The 24,965-nt window shown below is 73.9% G+C and carries 16 protein-coding genes; 6 read left to right on the forward strand and 10 right to left on the reverse strand.

Going from position 1 to position 24,965, the window contains the following annotated elements; all coding sequences use genetic code 11:
* The first annotated feature begins 238 nt into the window (after positions 1 to 238).
* Positions 239 to 697: a cobalamin B12-binding domain-containing protein gene (locus ACIRPT_RS16340; protein ID WP_403512328.1), complete on the forward strand. Its 459-nt coding sequence runs from the start codon at positions 239 to 241 to the stop codon at positions 695 to 697.
* Between the two features lie 77 nt (positions 698 to 774).
* Here the strand turns inward: ACIRPT_RS16340 and ACIRPT_RS16345 are convergent, their stop codons facing one another.
* Both ACIRPT_RS16345 and ACIRPT_RS16350 read right to left on the reverse strand, forming a co-directional pair.
* Positions 775 to 2,484 carry a DUF5691 domain-containing protein gene (locus tag ACIRPT_RS16345; RefSeq protein ID WP_403827503.1) on the reverse strand — a complete coding sequence of 570 codons (1,710 nt, stop codon included), beginning with the start codon at positions 2,482 to 2,484 and terminating at the stop codon, positions 775 to 777.
* Positions 2,485 to 2,548: 64 nt separating this feature from the next.
* Positions 2,549 to 3,913: an SWIM zinc finger family protein gene (locus ACIRPT_RS16350; protein WP_403827505.1), complete on the reverse strand. Its 1,365-nt coding sequence runs from the start codon at positions 3,911 to 3,913 to the stop codon at positions 2,549 to 2,551.
* Positions 3,914 to 4,121: 208 nt separating this feature from the next.
* On the opposite strand from ACIRPT_RS16350, the gene ACIRPT_RS16355 reads away from it, so the two are divergent.
* The 5 genes from ACIRPT_RS16355 (at position 4,122) to ACIRPT_RS16375 (ending at position 11,333) form a co-directional block, all read left to right on the forward strand.
* The gene (locus ACIRPT_RS16355; protein WP_403827507.1) at positions 4,122 to 5,249 is read left to right on the forward strand and encodes an AAA family ATPase; all 1,128 of its coding nucleotides are present in this window, start codon (positions 4,122 to 4,124) and stop codon (positions 5,247 to 5,249) included.
* Positions 5,246 to 7,771: a DUF5682 family protein gene (locus tag ACIRPT_RS16360; protein ID WP_403827509.1), complete on the forward strand. Its 2,526-nt coding sequence runs from the start codon at positions 5,246 to 5,248 to the stop codon at positions 7,769 to 7,771. The genes ACIRPT_RS16355 and ACIRPT_RS16360 overlap by 4 nt, the downstream gene beginning before the upstream one ends.
* A complete protein-coding gene (locus ACIRPT_RS16365; RefSeq protein ID WP_403827511.1) occupies positions 7,768 to 9,000 on the forward strand; it encodes a VWA domain-containing protein in 1,233 nt (410 codons plus the stop codon). The genes ACIRPT_RS16360 and ACIRPT_RS16365 overlap by 4 nt, the downstream gene beginning before the upstream one ends.
* A gap of 142 nt (positions 9,001 to 9,142) precedes the next feature.
* Complete coding sequence (locus tag ACIRPT_RS16370; protein WP_403827513.1) at positions 9,143 to 10,012, forward strand: hypothetical protein; 870 nt, start codon at positions 9,143 to 9,145, stop codon at positions 10,010 to 10,012.
* Positions 10,013 to 10,103: 91 nt separating this feature from the next.
* Positions 10,104 to 11,333 carry a hypothetical protein gene (locus ACIRPT_RS16375; protein ID WP_403827515.1) on the forward strand — a complete coding sequence of 410 codons (1,230 nt, stop codon included), beginning with the start codon at positions 10,104 to 10,106 and terminating at the stop codon, positions 11,331 to 11,333.
* Positions 11,334 to 11,662: 329 nt separating this feature from the next.
* Here the strand turns inward: ACIRPT_RS16375 and ACIRPT_RS16380 are convergent, their stop codons facing one another.
* The 8 genes from ACIRPT_RS16380 to ACIRPT_RS16415 all read right to left on the reverse strand — a co-directional run bounded on the left by ACIRPT_RS16380 (position 11,663) and on the right by ACIRPT_RS16415 (position 24,952).
* On the reverse strand, positions 11,663 to 12,592 hold the full coding sequence (locus ACIRPT_RS16380; protein ID WP_403827517.1) for a peptidoglycan-binding protein: 930 nt from the start codon (positions 12,590 to 12,592) through the stop codon (positions 11,663 to 11,665).
* Positions 12,592 to 14,253 (reverse strand): DUF6519 domain-containing protein, encoded by a 1,662-nt coding sequence (locus ACIRPT_RS16385; protein ID WP_403827519.1) that lies wholly within the window; start codon positions 14,251 to 14,253, stop codon positions 12,592 to 12,594. Before ACIRPT_RS16385 ends, ACIRPT_RS16380 begins: the two co-directional genes overlap by 1 nt.
* Before the next feature lie 121 nt (positions 14,254 to 14,374).
* A complete protein-coding gene (locus ACIRPT_RS16390) occupies positions 14,375 to 16,558 on the reverse strand; it encodes a hypothetical protein (RefSeq protein WP_403827521.1) in 2,184 nt (727 codons plus the stop codon).
* 73 nt (positions 16,559 to 16,631) lie between these two features.
* Complete coding sequence (locus tag ACIRPT_RS16395; protein ID WP_403827523.1) at positions 16,632 to 20,474, reverse strand: putative baseplate assembly protein; 3,843 nt, start codon at positions 20,472 to 20,474, stop codon at positions 16,632 to 16,634.
* Entirely contained in the window at positions 20,471 to 23,668 is a 3,198-nt protein-coding gene (locus ACIRPT_RS16400; RefSeq protein ID WP_403827525.1) for a putative baseplate assembly protein, read from the reverse strand. Before ACIRPT_RS16400 ends, ACIRPT_RS16395 begins: the two co-directional genes overlap by 4 nt.
* Entirely contained in the window at positions 23,665 to 24,051 is a 387-nt protein-coding gene (locus ACIRPT_RS16405; protein WP_403512290.1) for a GPW/gp25 family protein, read from the reverse strand. Before ACIRPT_RS16405 ends, ACIRPT_RS16400 begins: the two co-directional genes overlap by 4 nt.
* Positions 24,048 to 24,344, reverse strand: coding sequence for a hypothetical protein (locus ACIRPT_RS16410; protein WP_403827527.1), 297 nt, complete (start codon positions 24,342 to 24,344; stop codon positions 24,048 to 24,050). Before ACIRPT_RS16410 ends, ACIRPT_RS16405 begins: the two co-directional genes overlap by 4 nt.
* 83 nt (positions 24,345 to 24,427) lie before the next feature.
* Positions 24,428 to 24,952 carry a phage baseplate assembly protein V gene (locus ACIRPT_RS16415; protein WP_403827529.1) on the reverse strand — a complete coding sequence of 175 codons (525 nt, stop codon included), beginning with the start codon at positions 24,950 to 24,952 and terminating at the stop codon, positions 24,428 to 24,430.
* Positions 24,953 to 24,965 lie beyond the last annotated feature (13 nt).

Here is a 24,965-nt window from a genome sequence, read left to right on the forward strand (position 1 = left end):
CGTGCGTCCGTCGCCGTGTGCGCTGCGCCGTCCCGTGGCTGTGCGACACACGGGACGCGGCGCGTGGCGAACGTGTCCCATGTGTGATTTCCCCCTCGCCGGATGTCACGAAACGGCTGGGTACGGGATGCTGGAGATAACGTTCGTTCACGCTCGTGGCCGCCGATCGTGGCCGCGCGATCGATTGTCGGCTCGGCGGCACCGCCCGGCGCGTGCCGTACTTGGCTTGGAGGCAGTGATGAGTGTGGCTCGGCATGAGGGTGCGCAAGCGGAGAGCCAGGCCGCGGCGGGTAGGCCGGGGCCGATCCGGGTCGTGGTGGCCAAGCCGGGGCTGGACGGTCATGACCGGGGCGCCAAGGTGATCGCACGGGCGCTGCGCGACGCCGGTATGGAGGTCATCTACACCGGGCTGCACCAGACCCCGGAGCAGATCGTCGACACCGCCATCCAGGAGGACGCCGACGCGATCGGGCTGTCGATCCTCTCCGGCGCGCACAACACGCTCTTCGCCAAGGTGATCGCCCTCCTGGAGGAGCGCGACGCGGCGGACATCAAGGTCTTCGGCGGCGGCATCATCCCGGAGGCGGACATCGCGCCGCTCAAGGCGCAGGGCGTCGCGGAGATCTTCACGCCGGGCGCCACGACCACCTCCATCGTCGAGTGGGTCAACGCGAACGTGCGGTCGTCGGCGGTCTGAGCCGGCTCCTGACCCGGTGGCGGGTGGCCGGCGTACGGGGCCCGCGCGATGGTGTGGGCCCCGGGGGCGGCGGGTGGTCATGACGCGGCCGGGACGGGCTCGCCGGCCGCGGCCGGCGGGGCGGCGGACCCGGTGAGTTCGGCGTGCATGGTGGCGCGCAGGCGCAGCGTGCCGACCAGGCGCTGGAAGGCCTCGGACCAGTATCCGCCGGAGCCCGGGGAGGCGCCCTCGGGTTCGTCCGTCACGGCGGTGAGCATGTCGAGACGGTCCGCGGCGGCCGGGTCCAGACAGCGCTCGGCCAGCCCCATCACCCCGCTGAAGCTCCAGGGATAGCTGCCCGCGTCCCGGGCGATGTCCAGCGCGTCCACGACCGACCGGCCCAGCGGCTCGGCCCAGGGCACGGCGCACACGCCCAGCATCCGGAAGGCGTCCGAGAGGCCGTGCGCGGCGATGAACTCCGCCACCCACGCGGCACGTTCGTCCTCGGGCAGTATGGCCAGCAGCTTGGCCAGGTCCCGGGAGGAGCCGGCCGGTGCCACCTCGGTGGCCCGGTCCGGGGCGGCGGGCGTGCCCAGCAGCGCCCGCGCCCAGTCGGCGTTGCGCTGACGCACAGCGGCGCGGCACCAGGCGTCGTGCAGCTCCGTCCGCCAGTTGTCGGCCACCGGCAGCGCGACGATCTCCGCCGGGCCGCGGCCGTCGAACTGCTCGCGCCAGCCGTCCAGGGGGGCCGCCTCCAGCAACTGGCCCAGCCACCAGGCGCCCTGGCCCCGCCCGGACGGCGCCTTGAGCGCCACGCCGTCCCGCTGCATCCCCGCATCGCACTCCCGGGGCGGCTCGACGGTGATCACCGGTCCGGCCGCCGGGTCCAGGAAGACAAGGGCGCGGGCCCGCTCCGCCATCCGGCCGGCGAGCGCGGAGCCGGGCAGCGCGGAGAGCAGCTCGGCCGCCGTGGCGCGGACATTGCGGCTGCGGTCGGACAGCGCCTGTTCCAGGAAGGGCTCGTCGGCCGTGGACAGGCCCTCGCGCAGCGCATCGAGGAACATCAGGCGGTCCTCGGCGCGCTCCGTGCCCCAGGTGGCGCCGAGCAGTCCGAGACCGGTGGCCGGGTCGCGGCGGCGCAGCGCCGTCAACAGCGCGACCCGTTCGGCGAACAGGCCCTCTTCCCACAGGCGCAGTACGCCCTCGGGGTCGTCGTCGGGCACGGCCGCCGGGCCGCCGCCGGTGCCGCGCAGGGCGAACTTCCAGTCGTCGTTGAGCCGGGCCAGCCACAGCGCCCGCGGGCCCGCCAGGGTGAGCGCCGCGGGCCGCAGGTCCGTACGGGCGCGGGCGGCGTCCAGCAGCGCGGGCAGCAGCGCCCCGGGGGCGCGATAGCCGTACTCCTGGGCGGCGGCCAGCCATTGGGGCAGCAGCTCGGTGAGGTCGGGGGCCGTGCCGCGGCGGCTGCCGCCACCGGCGCCGCCACGGTCGGCGAGCAGCAGCGACAGCCGGCGCCGCGCGGCGTCCGGCAGCGGGGGCCGCGGGTCGGCCGGGGCCACGGCGGGCCGCTCGCCGGCCAGGGCCGGGCGCAGCGCCGCGCGGCGGCGGACCGTGCTCATGGCGGCGGCGGCGAGCAGCGCCGCCGCCGCGCTCTGCCCCGCCCGCAGCGGCACCGGGGGCGTGCGCCGCTCCGTACCGAGCAGGGCGGCGCTCACCAGGGCCTCCCAGGCCGGGGGCGTCGCGGTGGTCGCGGTGGTTGTGGCGGCCGTGGTGGTCGTGGTGGTCGCGGTCTTCGGGGGTGTGTTCGTCATGGGGTCCCTCCGGGGGTCGGGCGGCGGTGTACGGGAGGCGTCGGCGGCGCGGCCGGCCGGCGGGTCACAGGGACACCGGGGCGGGATCCCAGGCGGTCAGCGGCAGAAAGCCGCGGTGGCCGCATTCGCCGAAGACCGTGATCGGCGCGCCGCCCGATATGGCGGCCAGCTGCCACAGGCCCGTACGGCCCAGACACCGCGGGTCGAGGGGGAGCGCCGACTCCCCGTCCGCGTCGGCGAGTTGCCAGCCCACGCCGTCCCGGGCCGGGACCGGGGTGACATCGGCGAGCACCACCGGCCAGGAATCCAGCCAGGGATCGTCGCGCAGCGCATCGCCGTACGCGGCCAGGGCGGCATCGATGCCGCAGCCGGGCGGCACCGGGCCGGGGGCCGCCGGGGTGTGCCGCCGGCCCAGGGCGACGCGCAGCGGACGGGCGCCCGGGTAGTAGGCCAGGTCCGCGTCGAGGATCAGACCGGGTGGCAGGGCCAGGTCCAGGGGGCGGCCCTGGCCGCCGAAGGAGAGATGCAGCGCCATCCGGCCGGTCCGTTCGCCGCGGAGGAAGATCCGGCGGGTGGTCAGCTTGCCGTCGTCGCTGTCCTGTTGGGCGAGCACCAGCCAGCGGTCCCGGACCGTCGTCGCATCGGGGCCGGTCAGCAGGTCCGCGGCATCGGTGGTGAGGCCGACGCGCGAGCGCACCGTCGCGGCGAGCGGGGCCGGCAGCCGCTCCCTTCCCAGGAAGCCCTGGTCGAGGAGATGGAGCAGGGCGCACTCCTCCAGCAGCCGGGCCGGCCAGTCCGCCCCGGAGGCCACGGCCGACGCCAACTCCCGTACCCGCGAGGCGAGTCCGGGCGCTTGAGCGTCGACCATGCGCGCGGCCGTCTCGTCCCACGAGCCTCCCCCGCCGGCACCTTCCGCCGCCGCCAGGCCGGTGCGCAGCAAATCCTCCAGGCGCTGCTCCAGCTCCGTGGCGCCGGCGCCGATCCGCTGCAACCGGCGATCCGCCCGCCGCTTGGCGGCCTCGGGATCGGCCGGCGCCCGGGCCGCCGCACCGCCCCCGTCCGCCGCACCCGCGGCCCGCTCCGCCTTGGCCCGGCGCCCGGTCAGCCACTCGCCCGCCCACTGCGGGGGCTCCCCGTCCGGAACGGCGGCGGCCTCACCCGCCCAGAGCAGCAGCAGCCCCAGCGCGTGTTTGCACGGGAACTTGCGGCTCGGGCAACTGCACTTGAAGGCGGGCCCCTCGATGTCGATGACGGCTTGGTACGGCTTCTTGCCGCTGCCCTTGCACAGCCCCCACACCGCGCCGCGGTCCGTGCCCGTCTCCGACCACGGTCCGGGCGAGGCGAGCTTGCCGCCCGCCTTGCGTGAGGCGTCGTCAGGCGCCAGCGCGAGCACCTGATCCGTCGTCCAGCGTTCCCCCTGCGGATTCATGTCTCCGACGCTACGACCCGCCACTGACAACGGTCTGTGATCCGCGTTGAAGCCGCAGGTCAGGGGCAGTTTCCGGGTCGTTGTCAGTGGTGTGGTGCAGGCTTGATTCCAGCAAGCGGCCGGCGGGTTTCGCGGCGCCGGCCGCGTAGCGTGCGACGCGTTTTCCGCGACGAGTTTTCTGCGGTCTTTTCTGCGACGAGGGGGAGCCATGTCAGCCAAGTCAGCCGGGTCCGAGAACACCACCACGACAGCGAACGAAGAGGCGCTGCGGCCGCATGCGGAGGACACCTTCGCGGACGAACTGAAGGCCCTCGCCGCGGCCGACGACCGCCCGCGGCCGGAGCGCTGGAAGCTCTCGCCGTGGGCGGTCGCCACCTACCTGCTCGGCGGCACGCTCGCGGACGGCACGGTCATCACACCCAAATACGTCGGCCCGCGGCGGATCGTCGAGGTCGCCGTGACCACCCTCGCCACGGACCGCGCGCTGCTGCTGCTGGGCGTGCCCGGCACGGCCAAGACCTGGGTGTCCGAGCATCTGGCGGCCGCCGTCAGCGGCGACTCCACCCTGCTGGTGCAGGGCACCGCCGGCACCCCGGAAGAGGCGATCCGCTACGGCTGGAACTACGCCCAGCTGCTCGCCAACGGCCCCAGCCGCGAGGCCCTGGTGCCCAGCCCGGTGATGCGGGCGATGGCGCAGGGCATGACCGCACGGGTCGAGGAGCTCACCCGCATCCCGGCCGACGTCCAGGACACCCTCATCACGGTCCTGTCCGAAAAGACCCTGCCCATCCCGGAGTTGGGGCAGGAAGTGCAGGCCGTCCGCGGCTTCAACCTGATCGCCACTGCCAATGACCGCGACCGCGGCGTCAACGACCTCTCCAGCGCGCTGCGCCGCCGCTTCAACACCGTGGTGCTGCCGCTGCCCGCGACACCGGACGAAGAGGTGGACATCGTCTCGCGGCGGGTCGAGCAGATAGGGCGTTCGCTGGATCTGCCGGCCGCCCCGGAGGGCATGGACGAGATCCGCCGCGTCGTCACGGTCTTCCGCGAGCTGCGATCCGGCATCACCGCCGACGGCCGCACAAAGGTCAAGTCGCCCTCCGGCACGCTGTCGACGGCCGAGGCCATCTCGGTGGTGACCAACGGCCTGGCGCTGGCCACGCACTTCGGGGACGGCGTGCTGCGCCCCGGGGACGTGGCCGCCGGCATCCTGGGCGCGGTCGTCCGCGATCCGGCGGCTGACCGCGTCGTATGGCAGGAGTACCTGGAGGCCGTGGTGCGCGAGCGCGACGGCTGGAAGGACTTCTACCGCGCCTGCCGCGAGGTGAGCGCATGACCGCCAAAAGCGCGGCGGAGCCGGTGCTGCTCGGGGTGCGGCACCACGGCCCCGGGTCGGCCCGGGCGGTGCGGGCCGCCCTGGAGCAGGCAGCGCCCAGCGCGGTGCTGATCGAGGGCCCGCCGGAGGCGGACGAGCTGCTGCCGCTGGCCCTGCACAAGGACATGCGGCCGCCGGTCGCGCTGCTCGCCCACGTACTGGACGATCCCGGCCGCGCGGCGTTCTGGCCGCTGGCCGAGTTCTCCCCGGAGTGGGTGGCGCTGCGCTGGGCGCTGGAGCGCGACCTCCCGGTCCGGTTCATCGATCTGCCGGCGGCACACTCCCTGGCCATGACGGCCGAGGCGGAGGCCAAGGCGGAGGAGAAGGCCAAGGCGGAGGAGAAGGCCAAGGCGGGAGCGGAGGCCAAGGCGGGAGCGGGAGCCGAAGAGGAAGCCGAGGCGGAGGGCGGGCGGGGCGGGGCATCGGCGGAAGCCGACGCCGGTGACGTCCGGATCGACCCGATCGGCGTCCTGGCCGAGACCGCCGGTTACGACGACCCCGAGCGCTGGTGGGAGGACGTCGTCGAGCACCGCGGGCAGGGGACCGGGGGAGGGCCCGCCGGCGACGCGCTGGCGCCGTTCGCGGCGCTGGCCGAGGCGATGGGCGCGCTGCGCGAGGTGTATGGCGACGGCGACGGCGACGGCGGGACCGATCGCGACCTGGTGCGCGAGGCTCACATGCGACTCCGACTGCGCGAGGCGCGGCGGGAGTTCGGGGACAACGTCGCCGTGGTGTGCGGGGCCTGGCACGTCCCGGCGCTGGCCCGCCGCAGCACCGTGACCGCCGACCGCCAACTGCTCAAGGGCCTGCCCAAGGCGAAGGCGGCGGTGACCTGGGTGCCCTGGACCCACCGCCGGCTCTCCCGGCGCAGCGGCTACGGCGCCGGCATCGCCTCGCCCGGCTGGTACGGCCATCTCTTCGGCTCCCCCGACCGCCCCCTCACCCGCTGGATGACCAAGGTCGCCGGGGTGCTGCGGGACGAGGACTACGCCGTCTCGTCGGCGCATGTCATCGAGGCCGTGCGGCTCGCCGAGGGACTGGCCGCGGTGCGCGGCCGCCCGTTGGCCGGGCTCGCGGAGGCCGATGACGCGATCCGGGCCGTCATGGGCGACGGCTCCGACGCCCCGTCCTCGCTGATCCACGACCGGCTGGTGGTCGGCGACGTGCTCGGCGAGGTGCCCGAGGACGCCCCCGCGGTGCCCTTGCAGCGCGACCTCGCCCGCAGCCAGCGGGCGCTGCGGCTCAAGCCGGAGGCCCTGGAGCGGGAGGTGGAGCTGGATCTGCGCAAGGACACCGACGCCGGGCGCAGCAGGCTGCTGCACCGGCTGCGGCTGCTCGGCATCCCCTGGGGCGAACCCACCCGCTCCCGCGGCAGCACCGGCACCTTCCGGGAGACCTGGCTGCTGCGCTGGGAGCCGGAACTGTCCGTACGGGTCGCCGAGGCCGGCATCTGGGGCACCACCGTGGTGTCCGCCGCCACCGCCAAGGCCGCGTCGGAGGCGGTCGGCGCGGCCTCGCTCGCCGAGGTGACGGCGCTCGCCGAGCTCTGCCTGCTCGCCGAACTCCCCGATGCCCTGCCCGTGGTGATGCAGGCGCTGTCGGACCGCGCGGCACTGGACGCGGACGTAGGCCACCTCGCCCAGGCGCTGCCCGCCCTCGTGCGGTCCGTGCGGTACGGCGATGTGCGCGGCACGGACGGCGCGGCGCTGCGCGAGGTGGCGCTGGGCCTGGCCGAGCGGGTCTTCGTCGGACTGCCGCCGGCCTGCGTCGGACTGGACGACGACGGCGCCGCCGAGATGCGCGGCCATCTCGATGCCACCCATCAGGCGGTCGGCCTCCTGGGCCAGCTCGAGGCCGACGGCCGGCCGGAGGGCGGACCTGCGGACCTGCGGCCCCGGTGGGCCGCGGTACTGCGGTCGGTCAGCGGACGGGACGCCGTACCCGGGCTGATCCGGGGGCGGGCGACCCGGCTCCTCCTGGACGACGGACAGCTCGGCGACGACGGCGCGGAGCGGCTGATGGGCCTCGCCCTCTCGCCGGGGACACCGCCCGCAGACGCCGCCGGATGGATCGAGGGCTTCGTCGGCGGCGGGGACGGCGGCATGTTGCTGGTCCACGACGAACGCCTGCTGGCGCTGGTCGACGGCTGGCTGACGAGCGTGCCGGCCGCCGCGTTCACGGACGTGCTGCCGCTGCTGCGCCGGACCTTCGCCGAGTACGAGTCCGGAGTGCGGCGCACCCTCGGCGAGCTGGTCCGCCGCGGGCCCGCGGCCCCCTCCCGGGCGGGAGGCAGCCCCCGCCGCGACCCGGCCGGTGCCACCACCGACGCCGCGGCCCCCGGCTTCGGCCCCGGGCTGGACCGCGACCGCGCCGCGGCCGTACTCCCCACCCTGCGCCTCCTGCTGGGCATCGACCCGGACGGCGGCCGGCCCCGGCACACCACCCGACGACCGGAAACCGACCTCACGGGGGCACGGACATGACCGCCACGACGACCGACCCCGCGACCGCCGACCCCGCGACGCCCGACGCCGCGGCCGCCGACCCCGCGACCGCCGAGGCCGAGCGCCTGCGCCGCTGGCGGCTGGCGCTCGGAGGCGACGGCGCGGACGGCACCGGATGCGAGCTACGGGGCCGGGATGCCGCCATGGACCGGGCGCTCGCCTCGCTCTACGGCCAGGGCAAGAGCGGCAAGGGGACCGACGGCGGCCGCCGTTCGGCGGGGCTCGGCGCCTCGGCGCCCTCCGTCGCGCGCTGGCTCGGCGACATCCGTACGTACTTCCCGTCCTCCGTGGTGCAGGTGATGCAGCGCGACGCCATCGACCGGCTCGGCCTCAACTCCCTCCTCCTGGAGCCGGAGATGCTCGAGGCCGTGGAGGCGGACGTGCATCTGGTGGGCACCCTGCTCTCGCTGAACAAGGTGATGCCGGAGACCACCAAGGAGACCGCCCGGGCCGTCGTCCGCAAGGTCGTCGAGCAGCTGGAGAAGCGGCTGGCGACCCGCACCCGCGCCACCCTCACCGGCGCGCTGGACCGCTCCGCCCGCATCAACCGCCCCCGGCACCGCGACATCGACTGGGACCGCACGATCCGGGCGAACCTCAAGAACTACCTCCCCGAGTACCGCACGGTCGTCCCCGAGCGGCTGATCGGCTACGGCCGGGCCGCCCAGTCGGTGAAGAAGGAAGTGGTGCTCTGCATCGACCAGTCCGGCTCGATGGCCGCCTCCGTCGTCTATGCCTCGGTCTTCGGCGCGGTGCTGGCCTCGATGCGGGCGATCGACACCCGGCTGGTCGTCTTCGACACCGCGGTCGTCGATCTGACGGACCAGATCGACGATCCGGTCGACGTCCTCTTCGGCACCCAGCTCGGCGGCGGCACGGACATCAACCGCGCGCTCGCCTACTGCCAGTCCCGCATCACCCGCCCCGCCGAAACCGTCGTCGTCCTCATCAGCGACCTCTACGAGGGCGGCATCCGCGACGAGATGCTCAAGCGGGTCGCCGCGATGAAGGCGGCCGGGGTGCAGTTCGTGACGCTGCTCGCCCTCTCCGACGAGGGCGCGCCCGCCTACGACCGCGAGCACGCCGCGGCGCTCGCGGCCCTGGGCGCACCGGCGTTCGCGTGTACTCCGGACCTCTTCCCCGACGTGATGGCGGCCGCCATCGAGAAACGGCCGCTGCCCATACCGGACATGGCGGAGCAACGGTGACAGGAGCACCGGGGGGACTTGCCAGAGACCTGGCTGGTCATGCGAGGATCAGCCCATCGCTCGATCGCCCGCGACGAGAGTGACACCACCACTGCGCATCCGCGCGGACGCGTGTCCCCGTCCGTATGGGAAGGTCCCCTCCTTGTCTGCTGTGTTCGCTCTGCCTGCCACCGTGCGCCTGACGCGCACGGTGGCCGCGCGGCGTGCGCTGCTGGCGGGGCTCTTCCTGGTGGCGTTCGTCGCCCTCGGCTTCGCCTTCGGTCCCGGCGCGCACGCCGATGACCGGACGGGCAGACCGGCCCTGACCGGGGCGTCGTCCCCGGAGCGGGCCCCGGACCGGGCCGCCACCCGGGACGGAGCCGCCCAGGCGGACCGGCTGTCCGGCTCGGGAGACGCTTTCCAGCGGCAGGGCAAGGCGGCCGGCGCGAAGCTGACCGGGGACACGGACACCGCTTCGGCGGCCGTCGTCCAGGCCGTACGGCCCGCCGCCGAGCGGACCGCCCCGGTCACCGACCCGGTCACCCGGCCGGTCACCGGTGTCGTACGGGAGATCGGCACCACCGTCGGCGCCACGCTGCCCGTACGGCTCCCCTCCGGTGAGCACGCGGGACGGCCCGGCGACGGCACCACGCCCGGGAACGGCGAGGCGCCGCAGGGCGCGCAGCCGGCCGGTTCGGTGACCGTCGGCCCGGCCGATGCCGCCACCGCCACGCTGCACCCGGCGCGCTGCTCCGACGGCCCGCGTACGGCCGTCCGGCACCCCCGGCCCGCCCTGCACCAGCAGCGGGACCAGGGACCGGGACACCACGGCCTGCCGGGACAGTTCCCGCAGGGCCCGGTGGCGCCCACCTCGCACTCCGCGGGTGACGGCCACGGCCCCCGTGGCGGGGACCTGCACGCCGCCGCCCCGGCGGATCCCGCACGCTTCCGGCTGCTGCCCGGTGGCGTCCGTACGGCCGATGGCGCCCCGACGCGCCGCAGGGCCGAAGACATCCTCGAATTCCCCGGCTAGGGCAGACCGCTCCGCGTCTGTTTCACCGACCTGCCGCGCGGGGGCGGGACAGGTCTGCCCAACACCCCTGAATTCGAAGGACTTCACCACCATGCGCTCGAACATTCGCCGTTCCATCGTCGTTGCCGCTGCCGCCACCGGCCTGTGGGCCCTGGGCTCCGTAGCCGCCAACGCCGCCGAGCTGCCCGCCACCCCGGAGCTGCCCGTCGCCGGTACGGTGACCGACGCCGCGAAGAGCCTGCCCACCGGCGATGTGGCCGGCACGGCCACCAAGACGGTCGACGGCGTCACCAAGACCGCCAAGACGACGGTCGGCGGCGCGGCCGGCAAGGCGACCGGTGTCCTCGGCGGCGGTGTGTCCACCGACCAGCTGCCCACCGGCAAGCTTCCCCAGCTCGGCGACGTGACCGGTGCCGCGGACGGCGTGCAGAAGCTGGTGGGCGGCGGTCTGCCGCACGCCGACGCCGGTGACCTGCAGAAGACGGCCGACGTGAAGAAGGCCCAGAAGGCCGCCAAGAAGGCCCTGAAGAAGGCCGCCAAGCTGGACAAGGCCGGTCAGCTCCCCAACGTCGCGCTGCCCGCCGTCCCGAACCTGCCCGGCACCCCCTCGCTGCCCACCGCCCCGGGCGTCCCCGCCGTCGGCCTCGACGGCCTGACCAAGGGCCTGCCCAAGGCCCCCGCGCTGCCCTCGGCCCCCGGCTCGGCCACCAACCTGCTGGCCGCCCTCGCCGGCACCGGTGTCCGCCCCGAGCAGCTGACGACCCAGGCCCAGGGTGCCCTGGCCACCGTCCGCCCGACCGTCGACAACACCGCCGCCGACGTGCTGCCGCCCGTCGCCCGGCGGATCGTCGTCAAGGTCGTGCCGGTCGCCCAGAACGCGGTGGGCGGCGCCGGTCAGCTGGCCGGCGACGCGGCCGCCCAGGCGACCCCGTTCGCGACCTCCGTCGGCGGCCGTGCGCAGGTCTTCGCGCAGGGTGTGGGCGCCCAGGCCACCCCGTTCGCGCAGGGTGTCGCCACCGACGCCACCCCGTTCGCGCAGGGTGTGGTCACCGTGGTGACGGCCGACGGCCGGAACATCGCCGCCAACGCCGCCGCGGGCGCGCAGGGCGCGGCCCCGGTGCAGCTCCCGGCCGTCCCTGGCGTCCCGGCTGTCCCCGCCGTCCCGGCCAACCTGACCGACGTGACCGCCCTCCCGGCCGTCCCCGGTGTCCCCGCCGTCCCGGCCGTGCCCGCCAACCTCGGCGACCTGACCAACGCCGCCAACATCCCGGCCCTCCCGGTTCTGCCGGGCGTGCCGAACCTGCCCGTCCAGGGCGTCTGAACCCCTTCGGCCGGTGACCCCGGCCGAAGGTAGCCCCGGTCCCTCCGTCACGGCGGTGGCAGTCGGACCGGGCCACGTCACCGCACGCCGGTGACACGGATCGCGCCGGATCATCTCCGGTGCTCCTGAACGGCCGGGCGGTTCTCTGTGGGGGAGAGCCGCCCGGCCTCGGCGTTTCCGGGCCCGCCGGTGTCGGCCACCGACCTCCGGTGTCGGCCACCGACCTCCGGTGTCGGCCACCGACCTCCGGTGTCGGCCACCGACCTCCGGTGTCGGCCACCGCCAATGACCGACAGCCTTGACCGCCGACATCACCTACCGCCAACGGGCTACGAGTTGGGCACCCGCAACCGCTCCCAGCTGACCTTCCCCGGCACCCCGTCCGCGTCCTTGCCCGAGAAGCCGAGCTTGCGCTGCCAGGCCGCGTACGACTTGCGGTGGGCCTCGTTCCAGTCCGGGCCGGGCCGCCCGTTCTTGTAGTGGCCACAGCCCTCGGCCACCAGGCGCTCGCCCATCGCCGTGAGCACCGCACTGCGCTCCCCGGAGCGGAAGAAGCCACTGCCGGGGAAGGGTTCGTACGGCGGATACTCCGGCTTCGGGGGCACCGGACGCCCGGCGTCCCCGCCGTCCTTGTCGCCGTCCCCGCCGCCCGACGGTCCCTCCGGCGCCTTCGCCAGCCGCCGCTTGATCCGCTCCCGCATGCCGTCCATCGTGAAGCCGCGCGGATCGACCTTCCCCGGCTGCCACTCCTTGTGGCCGATCACCGACCGCTCGCTCCACTTGTGCGCCCGGCAGATCGCCGCGGAGACCTTCTCGATCGCCACCTTCTGCTCCTCCGGCCACGGGTCCCCGCCGTTGCCGAGGTTGATGCACTCGAAGCCGTAGAAGTGGCGGTTGCCGTCGGTGTCGGCGGCGTTGTCCGGCGGCAGCTCCGTCTCGTTGATCACCGCTTCCAGTACATCGCGGTCGCCGAGACCGGCGTGATTGGCGCGTCCGTTGCCGACGAGATGCACCTCGCCCCGCTTGTCGATCACGCCGTGGCACAGCGGTCCCGGCAGATCGGCATGGCCGTCGTAACACAGGTCCACGGAGTTCTTGATGCCCTGGGTGACGGTGTGATGGATCATCACCCCGTGCAATGGGCCCCACCGGCCCTTGGAGTTGCGGTTGTGGGTGCGCCAGCTACGCACCTCATGGACGACCAGGCCCTCGTCGCGCAGCGCCTTGAGCAGCTGGGACGCGGTCAGCGGGGTGGCCATCAGCCCACCTCCCCGGAGTCCTGGTCGACCGCCGCCTCGGCCGCGGCCGTCGTCTGCGACCGGCTCACGCGCGGCGCCTCCGCATCGCCCGCCGACTCTCCCTGCCCGCCGGACTCCGCGCCCGACTCCGCGGCGTTCTCCTCGTCCCGCGCCGCCTCCTCCGCGGCCCGCGCCGCGTCGTCCGCCGCCTGGATGTCCGCCCCCAGCGGCCGGAACGACAGCCGCAGATCGGGTACCGCCTGCTCGCCGTGGATCCACGCCAGCGGCGCGTGGTGCACGGCGATCCCGGACGGCGGCTCGAGGAGCGGGCGGCGCGCCGCGTCCGTCGGCCACTCCACGCCCCCGGTGGCCGTACGGGCCGGAATCAGCCAGAAGTCGCCGGTGCGGTAGGTGCCGCCGGGCGTGAAATACACCTCGACGCCGTCCTCCAGCGGCAGCCAGCCGCCCTCCTCCACCGGCAGCGCACCGTGCTGGAGACGCCCGCCCTTCGCGCCCCGTTTGGAGGCCTGCCGGACGCCGCTCTCGTGGTGGTCCCAGCGGCGCAGGTACGGATGCAGCTCGGGCCGCCGGCCGACGCCCGCCGCCGGCTCGTCCGAGAGCCGTACCCGCCGCCCCGGCAGGTCCAGTTCCTCGACCCGCAGCAGCGGCAGCGCCTCACCCCGGCTCGTATAGGCGGTGTCCACGAACTCGACCAGGTCGCCGACGTTCAGATCCAGCTTGTCGTCGCTGCCCAGGGTCGCCAACGCGACCCAGGTGCCGTCCAGTTCATCGACCGGGAAGGTGACGGAGCCGTTCTCCCGCGACCACTTGAACGTGGCGTCCTTCGCGGCGCCCGCGTCATGCACCTCGACCCGGTAGAGCTGGTTCTCCGGCCCGCGGTAGCGCGCGTCCGGCTTGACCAGGCACGGGTCGTCGTCCGCATGGTCCGGGCGCTCGCTGCGCGCCGCGAGCCGGGAGGCGGGGGCGGACTGCTTCCGCGCCCACTTGTCGAACGCCTTGCGGATGTCACCGACCGGCGGGTTCTCGCCCTCCAGGCCCAGCTCGGTGCCGGGCAACGGCAGCACCTGCCACACCACCTTCGTGCGGGCCGCGGTGTCCGGCAGCGCCGAGCCCAGCGCGACCTCGCGCAGCGCCGGGTCCTCGGCGGCGGTGACGATGCGCTCCCACACCTTCAGATACACCAGGTACGGGAACTGACCGGGCAGCCGGTCGCCGGGCCGCTCCGGGTCGCGGAAGCCGTCGGGCTGGTCCCAGTACGACCAGGCGGTGGGCGGTGCTTCCGGCTCGGCCGCGGCCTCGCCCTCGTGCTCCGCCGCCTGCTCGGCCCCGTCTCCTTCCCCGGCGCCCGCCGCGGACACCGGCACGCCGGGCGCCGGCCGGGTCGCGTCGATCAGGATGCCGTCCACGTAGTAGCGGCCGCCGCCGATGACCAGGTCGTCCAGTTCGCGGCTGCGGGCCTGGAGGTCGATCTTGAAGCCGGTGGCGCCGCTCGGCCCGGCGTGCTGCCCGATCAGATCGGCGGCGAGCGTACGGGCCTGGAAGAGCTGGATCGCGGTCTGTTCGTTGGCGTCGGCGTCGAGCTGGACGCGGCCCTGCTGGGCGATCACCGCGGAGTAGTGCCGCTCCGGCCGGTAGGTGATGCGGGAGAGATCAGCGTGCATGGAAGGGGTCCCCCTCGTACGGAAAGTCGGATCGATGGTCGGGAGCGGGCGGCTGGTTCACGGCGGTGTTTGGTTCACGGCAGTCACGTCTGATGCGCGCATCACGTCTGAGGCACGGCGATCACGTCACGAACACGATCCCCGCGTCGGTCCCCGCCGGGGTGTACTCCGCGAGCCGGGCCCGCAGGCTGTCCTCGCGCTGCGGCTGGTAGAGGTCGTGGTACGCGCCCATCTCGGCGCCGTCCTCCGCGCCGCGCCCGATCTCCGGGGCGCAGCCGGCCGCCAACTGCCCGTACCACGGCGTCCCGTAGCGCTCGCCGCGCAGCAGCGGCCGCACCCGCGCGGTGTCCCCTGGCCCCGCCAGGTCCGGCTGGCAGCGGTAGCGGCGCGGGGTGCGCGAGCCCGGCGGGACGTAACTGAAGCGCAGACAGCCGGTGCCGCGGCGGGCGACATGCATCCGCCCGGTGAAGATGCTGTTCTCCGCGAGCTGCACGGCATGGGTGTGGACCTCGCCGATGACGGTGGTCCGGTGCGCGTACAGCACCGCGTGCGCATGCCGGCAGTCGGGCGCCGACAGGGCCTCGCGGTCCGAGCCGGTGGCGTCCAGGACGGAGTCGCGGAGGTGGATCGGCAGTGGGTCCTCGCTCACCTCGTCCCCGATGACCTCGATCGTGCCCAGGATCGTCCGGTCGATCTCCACACACGCGGTCGTGCGGTCCAGGACCAGGCTCGGCTCCTCCGGGGAGTGGGGATCGCACTCCGGCTCCAGCGACCAGCCCGGTACGAGGGTGCAGTGCCGCAGGACCAGTGAGCCCATCGGCCCGGTGACGTTCAGCCCCCGGCCGGTGATCAGCAGACCGTCCAGCACCATCCGCGGCCGCTCGCCGGGCGCGCAATCTGGCTCCCCAGCCCGGATGTTGAGGGCGTCGGGCCGGTTGCTGTACCAGTCCAGCAGCCGGATCACCGGCCGGGTGCCCTCGGCGGCGCGCAGCTCCAGCCGGTCGCCGGGGTCCAGGTCGAAGTCCAGCTGCTCCTGATAGGCGCCGCTGTGGGTGATCTCGATGACGCCGTCGGGGCCGCACCGCCCGCCCCGCCGGTCGTGCCGCCACGCCGCGTACGCGTCCATGATCCGCTGGTAGGTCTGGCCGGGCCCGACCCGGTAGACGGCGGCGTCCACCGGGTCCTGGCGCTCCCGCCGGTACTCCCCGCCGCCCAGCTCGTCCCCGAACCCGTAGTGGTAGTCCACCCATACCCCCTGCCGGGGCGCCGACCGCGGACCGAAGGCGATCCGCCCCCGTTCCGGGTCCACCGCCACCTGCCCGCGCTTGGGCCGGTAGCGCCAGTCGCTCAGGTCGGCGACGACGATGTCGGCCGGCGGCACCGGATTGTCCTCGCCGTCCCGCCGGATGACGAAGCTCTTCCCCGGCCCGTAGTAGTCGGCGAGCCGGTCGTGCAGCTGCCGGCGGCGGATCGCGGCCGGGACGTTGTCGAGCGTCGCGAGGTGCGTGGCGGACGGCTCCGGCTCCGGGCGGGTCACCAGCGCCGTGTCATTGCCCAGGATGGAGAAGGTGTAGAGGTTGCGGGCCCGGTCGATGCAGTACGCCGGCGCCCGCGTCACCGAGTACGGCTTCAGCCGCCACACGAAGAGGCCGACACCGGCCGGGGTGTAACCCCCTTGTGCGCGACGGGAGTTGACGCGCCGGACGTCCACCGTCCGGGCCGCCGCGCCGAACGGGCCGCCGGCCAGGTCGAGCGCCGCGCCGTCCCGTACGTCCACCAGCCGTCCGCGTCCGCCGCGCCGCGCATTGACGGCCTCGGTGCCGGAGCCGTACAGCTTCACCGGCTGCTGGTGCGCCACCAGCCGGGAGAACTCCACCGCCCGCGCCGGCCAGCCCGCCACCCCCTCGGACAGCTCCTCCAGCAGCGCCAGGGTGCCCTTGCGCCGCCGGTTGGCGACCGTCGCCGCCACATCGCGGCGCGGCGCCAGCGCCTCGGCCAGCCGCCGCCGCGAGGAGTCCGGCAGCCCGCCGTCCCGCAGCCCGGTGGCCAGCACCCGCTCGTACCCCGGCAGCGGGCGGTAGCCCACCAGGTCGCCGAGGTACGGCAGCACCCACTCGGCGGCGCTCTCCACGAACCAGTCGTCGTACTGCTGGGCGACGCCGTCGCGCACCCGGTCCACCTGCTCGGCGATCACGGCCAGCAGCGCGCGCAGCGGCTCACCGTCCGCCGGATCCTCGGAGTCCCGCAGCCTGACCCACTGCGGCAGCAGCTCCGCGAGCCCGTCCGGCTCCCTCGTCGTACTCATGCCGGACCCTCGCTTCGCTCGGCCCCGCCTGCGCGAGGTACGCACCTCTCGATGATGTGGTCGCTCCGTTCACTCATGGGGTCACCTCCGTGAGGATCAGCGTGTCCGCGACCCCCGGCGAGAACAGGGCCAGCTGGGCCGGCCGGATGCCGCGGAAGACGCAGACGGCGCGGCCCTTGGCCAACGGCCGGGTGTCGGTGATGTCGGGGTTGAGGCGCAGCAGCTCGGCGAGCGGGATGCCGTGCTGGGCGGCGATGGCGGTGAGGGTCTCCCCTTCCTTGTCCGTCACCTCATGGATGCGCTCGTCGTAGCGGGCGAGCCGGGAGGGGACGGAGGCGGGCGGGGGCCCGTCGAACCGCTCCGCCAGCCGGGCCAGTTCGGCCGCCGTGACCGAGGCCGGGACGCCCGTGAACGCATCCACGTCCACGTAATCGACCCCCGGCACCGACTGCGCCGTCGCCAGCACCTCCGACAGCCGGGCCGGCTGCCCCAACTCCCGTCCTTCATAGCCGAGTTCGTGCAGCAGCGCCGCCCGCAACCGCGGCTCGACCCATGCCCACGAATGGTCCGGCGCCACCTGCACCTTCGCCATCATCAGCAGCAGGACCGGCTCCCGTACGTCCACCCGCACCGGCAGCCGGGAATCCCCGTACTCGGCGAGGGAGGAGCGCAGCGTCCGCAGCACCTCCGCGTCCGGCGCGAGCGGGATGTCGTCCACCCCGGCCACCGTCAGGTGCAGCACCTTGCGCCGCCCGTCGTACAGCTCGCGCGCCGCGGCCCGCCCGATGCCCGCCCGCGACCGGGCGAAGTCCTCGTAGTCCGGCAGCGAAACCAGCCGGTCCAGCGCGGAGACCGCCAGCGGCACCGTACGGCGGGTCAGTCCGGGGCCGTCGGCGTCCGCGCCGCCGGTCGCCGGCTGCGGGTTGGTGACGCCCGTGACGCCCAGCGGCCGGGTGATCACCTGGGTGATCCGGTTCGCGGCCACGTTCGCGGCCCGGCCGGTGCCGAAGCGGTAGCGGGCCCGCACGTTGTCGTGGCCGGTCGGCAGCCGGGCGCCGTGCACCCCGTCGCCGAAGGTCACCGTCGTGCGTCCGCCGTCCTCGCCAGCGACGCCCAGCACATACACCCGCTCCCGCGGGCCCCGCCCGGCCAGGCTGTCCACCGCATGCCACAGCAGACCGTCGACCCGCACCTCCAGCTCCGGCGTGGCGCCCAGAGGATTGTCGTCCGGCAGCCACGTCAGCGGCGACTGCCACAGCGCGAACGTCTGATGGGCCCGCGCGCTGTCCCCGCTCCCGATCGCCTCGTCCCGGCTCTCGCCCTGCGTGGCCGCCACCACATTGCCCTGGATGCGGACGGTGTCGCGGCGGTAGCGGTAGGCGAGGTCGGCGGTGAGGGTGAGCGTGGTGTGCACATGGTCGCCGGGCAGATCGGGGTCCAGCCGCTGGTCCACCGCGGCGATCACGGCCAGCTCGGTCGCCCGCAGTCCCGCCGAATCCGGGAGCCCCGGAATGTCCGTGCGCTCACCGGAGACGACGATGTGCCGGCCCGGCCGCAACCCGTCGTACAGCTCCGCGAGTTCGATCTCGTTGCCGTGCACGTCCTCGCCCAGCGGCTCGTCCGCCATCCGTAGCGGCCGGCCGCCCGCGTGCACGGTCGTGTCACGGATCGCGGACAGGAGCACATCGTGCTCGTCCAGCCACGGGTCGGCCAGCGTCAGCTCCGTACCGCGCCCGGTGATCCCGAAGTTGGTGTACGCGGCGGTACGCACCGCCGTCACCCGGGTCGTGACGAACGCCAGCTTCTTGTCGCCGGGAATGCCGTCGTTGCCGCCCGCGCCCTTGCGGGGCCGCTGGACGGCGACCCAGCTGCCGACCGCGATGCCGCCCTGGACGGAGTCCAGCGGCAGCACATGGCGGTTGGCGGCCGCCGGGACCGTCGCGATGCCGATCTCCACGGCGGGCGGCTCCCCGGCCGAGGTGCGGCGCACCGTCACCTCGTACTCGCCGTGCCGGATCTGGTCCTGCTCGCCCGGCTGGAGATGCCAGGTCTTCGGGTGGCCGTTGTTGACCGCGACCTCGATCCGGCCCGCCTCGTCCGGGCGGGCCACGAACAGGCTGCGCTCCGGCAGCCCGGCAAGCAGCCGCGCCGTGATCCCCGACTCCTGCGAGTCGGCCGGGCGGCGGCCCAGCCAGCTCAGATCGTGGTCCTGCCCCGGACGGGTGGACAGCTCGACCCGGCCGGGGCCCAGGGCGAACGGCTCGTCCGACGGCAGATTCACGGTGTGCTGCACGGTCTCGCCGGTCTCGATGTGCTCGAACTCCGCCTTCACCGGCACCTTGCCCGCCGTGTCGAACACGATCCGCATGCTGGTCAGCACGCCACCGGTCAGCGGCCAGTCCGCCTGCCGGATCACCCGGCCCTTCTCGTCCTGTACGGGCTTGAGCGGCGCGGTCGCCCCGAAGGGCGCCGCCGTCACCCCCATCGCCAGCAGCTCGCGCAGCGCGGACGGCGTCCCGGATGCCGCCCGCCGCCAGGCCGGGTACATCCCGTCCGCGAGCCGCGGGTCCAGGGCGGACAGCAGCCGCGCGGTGAGGTCCGAGCCGGGGCCGAACAGCCGGCCGGCGGCGCGGGTGGCGAAGGCGCCGGTGCCGGACGGCGGGCGGACGACGCTGGTGCGCAGGGCGGGCAGGAGGGAGGCCAGGGCGGCGAGGGCGGGGGAGTCCGGCCGGTGCTGCCCCGTTGCGGGCTTCGGCTTGCCGGGCGCCGTAGGCATCGGGTCCGTGGGCGCCGGGTCCAAGTCCCCGGCCCGCTCGCGGAGTTCGCCGACCACCGCCGTCAGTTCCTCGAACCAGGCGGCCACCTCCTCGTACGGCTCGGCGAGCACCTGCGCCTCCGCCAGCCGCTCATGCGGCCCGGCCAGCCGGGCGGCGAAGGCGGCGGGCGTGGTGAGGGCGCCCAGATCCTTGCGCAGCGGTGCCAGCACCTGCTCGTCGAAGGTGTCGATCAGCTTGCTGACGGGCCGCGGGTTGGGCGTCTGAGGGGTGGGCGGCGAGGTGTGGTCCGGGTCGTCCGGGTCACCCGCGTCCTCCGGCTCGGTGATCCACTGCCGCAGCTCCTCCACCAGCTCGCGCAGCGTGGGCGGCGCGGAACTCGGCAGACCGATCGCGGTGAGGTCCTCGTCCCGGTCGATCCGGACCTTCGCCACCGGCAGCAGCAACTGCTCCCTGCCGAAGTCGAAAAGCAGCTGGTCACCGGTCTGGAGCTGAGTGGACGTACCGGCGACGAACAGCTCCGCGCGCTTCGGCAGATCCTCCGGCACCAGCAGGCCCGGCCGGCGCCTGCGCACCTTCAGCAGATTCCAGTCCCAGCGCGCCGTCAGGTCCTCGTCCGTCTCGAAGGTCTGCGACTCCTCGCCGGTCGCGGCGGGCACGCTGTGGCTGCGCGAGCCTTGCGGGATGACGACCGGCAGTCCCCCAAGCTCTCGGCTCCGCTCGAGCAGGGAGGTGCCCCCATGCGGCTCGTGCGGGTCCTTGTCGAGGGTGTAGGCGAGATGGGTGTCGGCCGCGACACCGGGCCGCGGCCGGTGCCCGACCAGCCGCCCGAGGAGGGCGAGGGACCGGTGCTCATTGGCGGTCCGCAGATAGCCCTCGTCCGCGATCCGCTCGCTGTGGAACGTCAGGACGTCGCCGAGCACCGCCCAGGCGTCCAGCAGGCCGATCGCCGGATCGTCCGGCGTCCTTACGGTCAGGCCGCGCAGCGCCGGGTAGGCGGGGGAGGCCAGCCGGTCCAGCATCCCGGCGAGGAAGGTGCCGTAGTCGCCGACGCGGTAGTCGAGGGCCGTGCGGCCCGGGGGGTTGTAGAGGGCGTCGGGGGCGCGGCGCTCGTCGCCGCGGCCGCAGTTGGCGGCGCTCATCGCGCACCCCCCAGTTCGATGACCAGCCGGCCGTTCTCGGGCCGCTCCGGGTCGTTGTCGCACACGGCGATTTCCAGCGGGCCGAGCCGCAGCACACCGTCCTCCAGTGCTCTGTTGTCGAGGTGTTCCTGGGCGAAGAGCCGTTGCAGCCGCGTCACCCGTACGCTCGCCACGCCCGGTACGGCCGCGGCCACCGCCACGAGGCGGCTGAGCCGCACCGGCTCGCCGAAGGTCAGCGCGTCCGGATGGAAGAAGCCGAGGCGGCCGCCCGGCAGGCGGCGGTTGCCGAGCACCCTGGCCAACTCGGCGCGGATCTGGCCGTGTTGATGGCCGGGGGTGGCACAGACCTCGACCGTGATGTCGAGCGGCACGGTCCGGGCCGGTCCGACGACCAGGTCGTGCCCGATCCGGCGGTAGCTCTCCAGCGCGTACGCGACGGAGTCCAGCAGCTGCGGCGTGGGCTCACCGGTGCGTCCCGCGTCGATGGCGACATGCGCCTCCTGGACGCTGCCGGTCCACCGGATCTCGGCCGCGGCACGCTGGACGCCCGGCAGCGCGGACGCCAGCTCCGCGTAGTCCGCCGCCGTCACGGCCCGCAGCCGGGTGCGCTTGAGGTCGAGCGGCGCGAGCTGGCGCACCTGCTCCAGGGGCTCGGGCTCGGCGCCACCGGTGGCGGGAAGGGGGTTGCGGACCCCGGCCACGGGCAGCGGATCACCGGCGTCCGAGGCTTCCGGATCCCGGCTGAGGACCAGATGGTTGATCGCCTCGGCGCCGACGTTGCCGGCCTTGCCGCCGCCCAGTCGGTAGTGGAGCGTGAGAAGGCAGCCGGGCTCGGGCCGGGCCCCGTACCGCCCGTCGCCGAACCGCAGGGCGATCCGGGAATCGTCCTCCAGCTCGCCCACGAAGTGCCGGTCGCGGGGCCCGCTGCCGAGGAGGTCGCGGCGGGGGAGCCAGGTGTGTTCCCCATCGCTGAGGCGTACGGCGGGCAGCGCGGCCCGGGGATCGGGCAACAGGCCGGCGGCCGGGCCGTGCAGCACCGGCTCGTCCGGATGCAGCCCCGCCGCATACGCCGGACCCCAGCTGTGCGCGATCTCCCAGGCGATGCGCCCGTCCAGCACCGTGCCCGCGCGTGCCCGCGCAGTCAGCACCGCCAGCCGGCGCAGCTTGGCCGCCAGCAGCCGGTCGCCCCGGTGCAGCAGCTCACGCAGGGCCCGTACCGGGTGGCGGCGCAGCTCCAGCCGTTCGAGGGCCTTGAGCCCGAAGACGACGGTCAGCTCGGCGATCTCTTCCTCCGACAGCCCGTCGTGGTCCCGGGCGCTCCGCCACAGTTCGACGAGCCGCTCCCGCGCCCGCTCCCGTATGCCCGCCAGCCGGTCGGCCTGCCCGGCCGCCACCTGAGCGGGCTGCGGGAAGGGGACGGTCTGGGCTACGGGGGAGCGGTGCAGCACGGGCCGGAAGCGCGGCGCGATGCCCGGGTAGACGGACTGCGCGAGCAGCGTGCGCAGCGCCTCGGCCTGCGCATACGCCGTACCGGGGACGACCTTCTCCCGCCGCTGCCCGGCCGACTCCAGGCCGAGCCCGGCGCGTACGGTCGCCTCCTCGCCGACGACGGTGAACAGCTCACGGATGTCGTCGGGGGTGAGCGCCTGGTGGCAGCGGGTCTTCTCCATCAGACGGCTGACGGTCCGGGCCGTCGCATTGCCGCCGTCCTTGAGGTCGCCGCAGCCGAAGACGGGCGGATCGCAGGAGCCGAGTTGGGCGGGGACGGGCGGGACGGTGACGGTTTCCTTCTCGGTCTCCGTGACGGAAGCCCCGAAGGTCAAGGACCGCCCGTGATCCACCAGCACGACATTGCCGCGCGCCACGCTCACGTCCTCGACCGGCGCGCAGTGCGTTCCGCCGCGCGTGGACAGGCACAACGGGAAGGCGAGCGCGTCCTCCGGCGCCCAGGTCACCTCCAGCACCGGCTGGCCTTCGAGCTGATCGACGGCCGGGGTGACGGAGGTGAGCCGGACCGCCTGCCGGTGGGCGGGGTCCTGGTCGCCGGGGGTTCCGGTGCGCGGCCCTCGTACCTCCTCGAAGAGCAGCAGATCACCGGGAGACAGCCGGAGCGCCCGGCTCTCGCACGCCTCGTCCGTCCACTCGTCCCGCAGCGTCGCGCCGGTGGCCCCCTTGGGCAGGGAACAGGTCTCCCCGCCCCAGGTCCACAGCCGGATCGCGTTGTGCTCGGGGCGCACGGTCAGGGGCGCGTCGGCGACGGGCTCGAACACCTCCACCGCGCCGCGCTCGTCGAGCACGGCCAGATCCCGGTCGTCGATGACGGTCCCGGTCTCGGGCCGGTCCCGCGGACCGTACGTCCTCGTATCGATCGCGGCGAAACGGAACGCACCGGGCAACAGGGTCAGTTCTTCCACCGCCTCCACGGACATGAACGCCCGCGCGCTGCACCCGTCGTGCATCGGATAGTCGATCAGCCGGACGTGCCGCCGTACGGACACCCGGCGCCGGGCCGTATCGAGATACGCCTCCGTCGCCACCGCATCCTGCTGATAACTGATCTGGTCGGCGGTGTACGCCAGCAGCTCGACCAGCGTCATCCCCAGATCCGCCGGATTCCGCTCGACCCAGTCGGGCGTGGTCAGCCGCAGCCGGTCCAGGACGACCTGCCGCAGGGTGTCGTAGTCGCGCGCCGTGTAGTCGATGACCGGGGCGGGCTTGAACGTATCCGGGCAGCCGTCGCCCGCCTCGCCCGCCTCGTCCACACAGTCGAACGGGCTCGGACAATCGGCCCGGAAGAAGAACTCCGCGCCGAAATACCGCTGGTCGAACCCTTCGTACGGCTCGGTGCCGGGCCGCCCGTACGCATCCGTGCCGACCACGGACAGCCGGTACCGCGACGTGTCCCCGGTGCGGTCGAGCACGACATGCAGCCGGTCGTCGAGCTCGGGATCCTCCTCCCGCTCGACGGAGACCTCCATCGCCTCGAGACCGGTGATCCGCCGCCCGCCGTCGATCCGTATGTTCTCCGGGCACAGCCCGTGCGGCGCCTTCCCGAGAAAGGTGACGGTCAGGGTCACGCCGTCATCGGCAACCTCCACCGCATCAACGCCGTTGAGCCGCGCGGCCCTGACCCGCCCCCGCCGGCTGTCCGTACGACACCCCAAACCGGCCGTCGTGACGTGCCGTTCACTCATGCCTCGCCCCGCCCCTCGAACACCTCGTCGCGCCGGTTCGCGGTGGAACGCACCACATAGCGCAGATACACCCGTACGACGTTCTCTTCGCTGACCACATCCAGGGACTCGACCTCGATCAGATCCCCCAGCCAGCGCTGTAGCGACGCCTGCACCGAAAGCTCCACGGCGGACGCCAGCTCCGGACTGTTCGGCGTGAAGACGAGCTCCAGCAGCCCACACCCGAAATCCGGCCGCATCACCCGCTCGCCGGGGCTGGTGAACAGCAACTGCTCGATCAGATCCCGCACATGAGCGTCATGATCCGCATGGCCGGTCCGCCCCCGCCGGTCGATCCGGAACGGAAACGCGACCTCGGTACGTACCTTCCTGACAGCCCTCATCGGCTGGACACCCCCTGGCCTTGGTGGACGGACGCCACGAGCGGCGGGCCCTGCGGCACCAGCCCGGCGCTGAAACACATCGCCGCGGTGGTGTCCAGCAGCACCGGCACCCCGTCGACCCGTACGGTGTCGTCGCCCCCGGCAGGCGTCCAGCGGAGACTGGTGCACGGCTGTGGCCGGTGGCCGACGGAATGCGGACACCCGCTGACCACGAAAAGGTCCGCGGCCGTGGCCATGGGCGCACCGTCGATCCGGGGACCGCCACCCGCACCGGCGGCAGCGGTGGCCACCACGCTCCCACCGTGCGGACAATGGATCGCGGTCCCGCCGTGGACCAGATTTCCGGTAAACACGTAACTCGCTCCCCCCGTATGCGCTATCGCTTCTTGGGCACGGTCAACCGGCCCTCATTGATGTCGACTTGGTCCCCTACCAAAGAAATCGAAGCGCCATGCCCGTTATTGATATGCACACCCGTCGCATCGATCTTCACGTACGCGCCGCCGGGCGCTTCCAGCAAGATTCCGTTGGTGGGCACGTCGGACATCACGAGTTTGTGCCGCCCGGGCGTCTGAATCACCACGGGGTGCGAGATCGCCGGATCAATCTGCGCATCCTTCGGCAACTCCTCCCGGCTCCCGTACCAACACCCCACCCAAATCGGATAACTGGGCTCGCCCTGCTCGAACTCCACCCACACACCCGCCCCGACCGACGGCACGACCACCTGCCCCGCCTCCGGCCCGGTGAACGGAAAACACGGCAGCGCCCACGTGGACGGCTCATCGCCCAGCACATCCGGAACCTGGACGATCAGCCGCCCCCGCCCCATCGGGTCGTTGTTGTCCACCACCCGGCCGCGGAACTTACCGAGAAAGCGGTTGTTAGGTGCGCCAGCCATTTCTCTTGTCTCC

This window comes from Streptomyces sp. NPDC101227 (assembly GCF_044767545.1).
Lineage (GTDB): Bacteria > Actinomycetota > Actinomycetes > Streptomycetales > Streptomycetaceae > Streptomyces.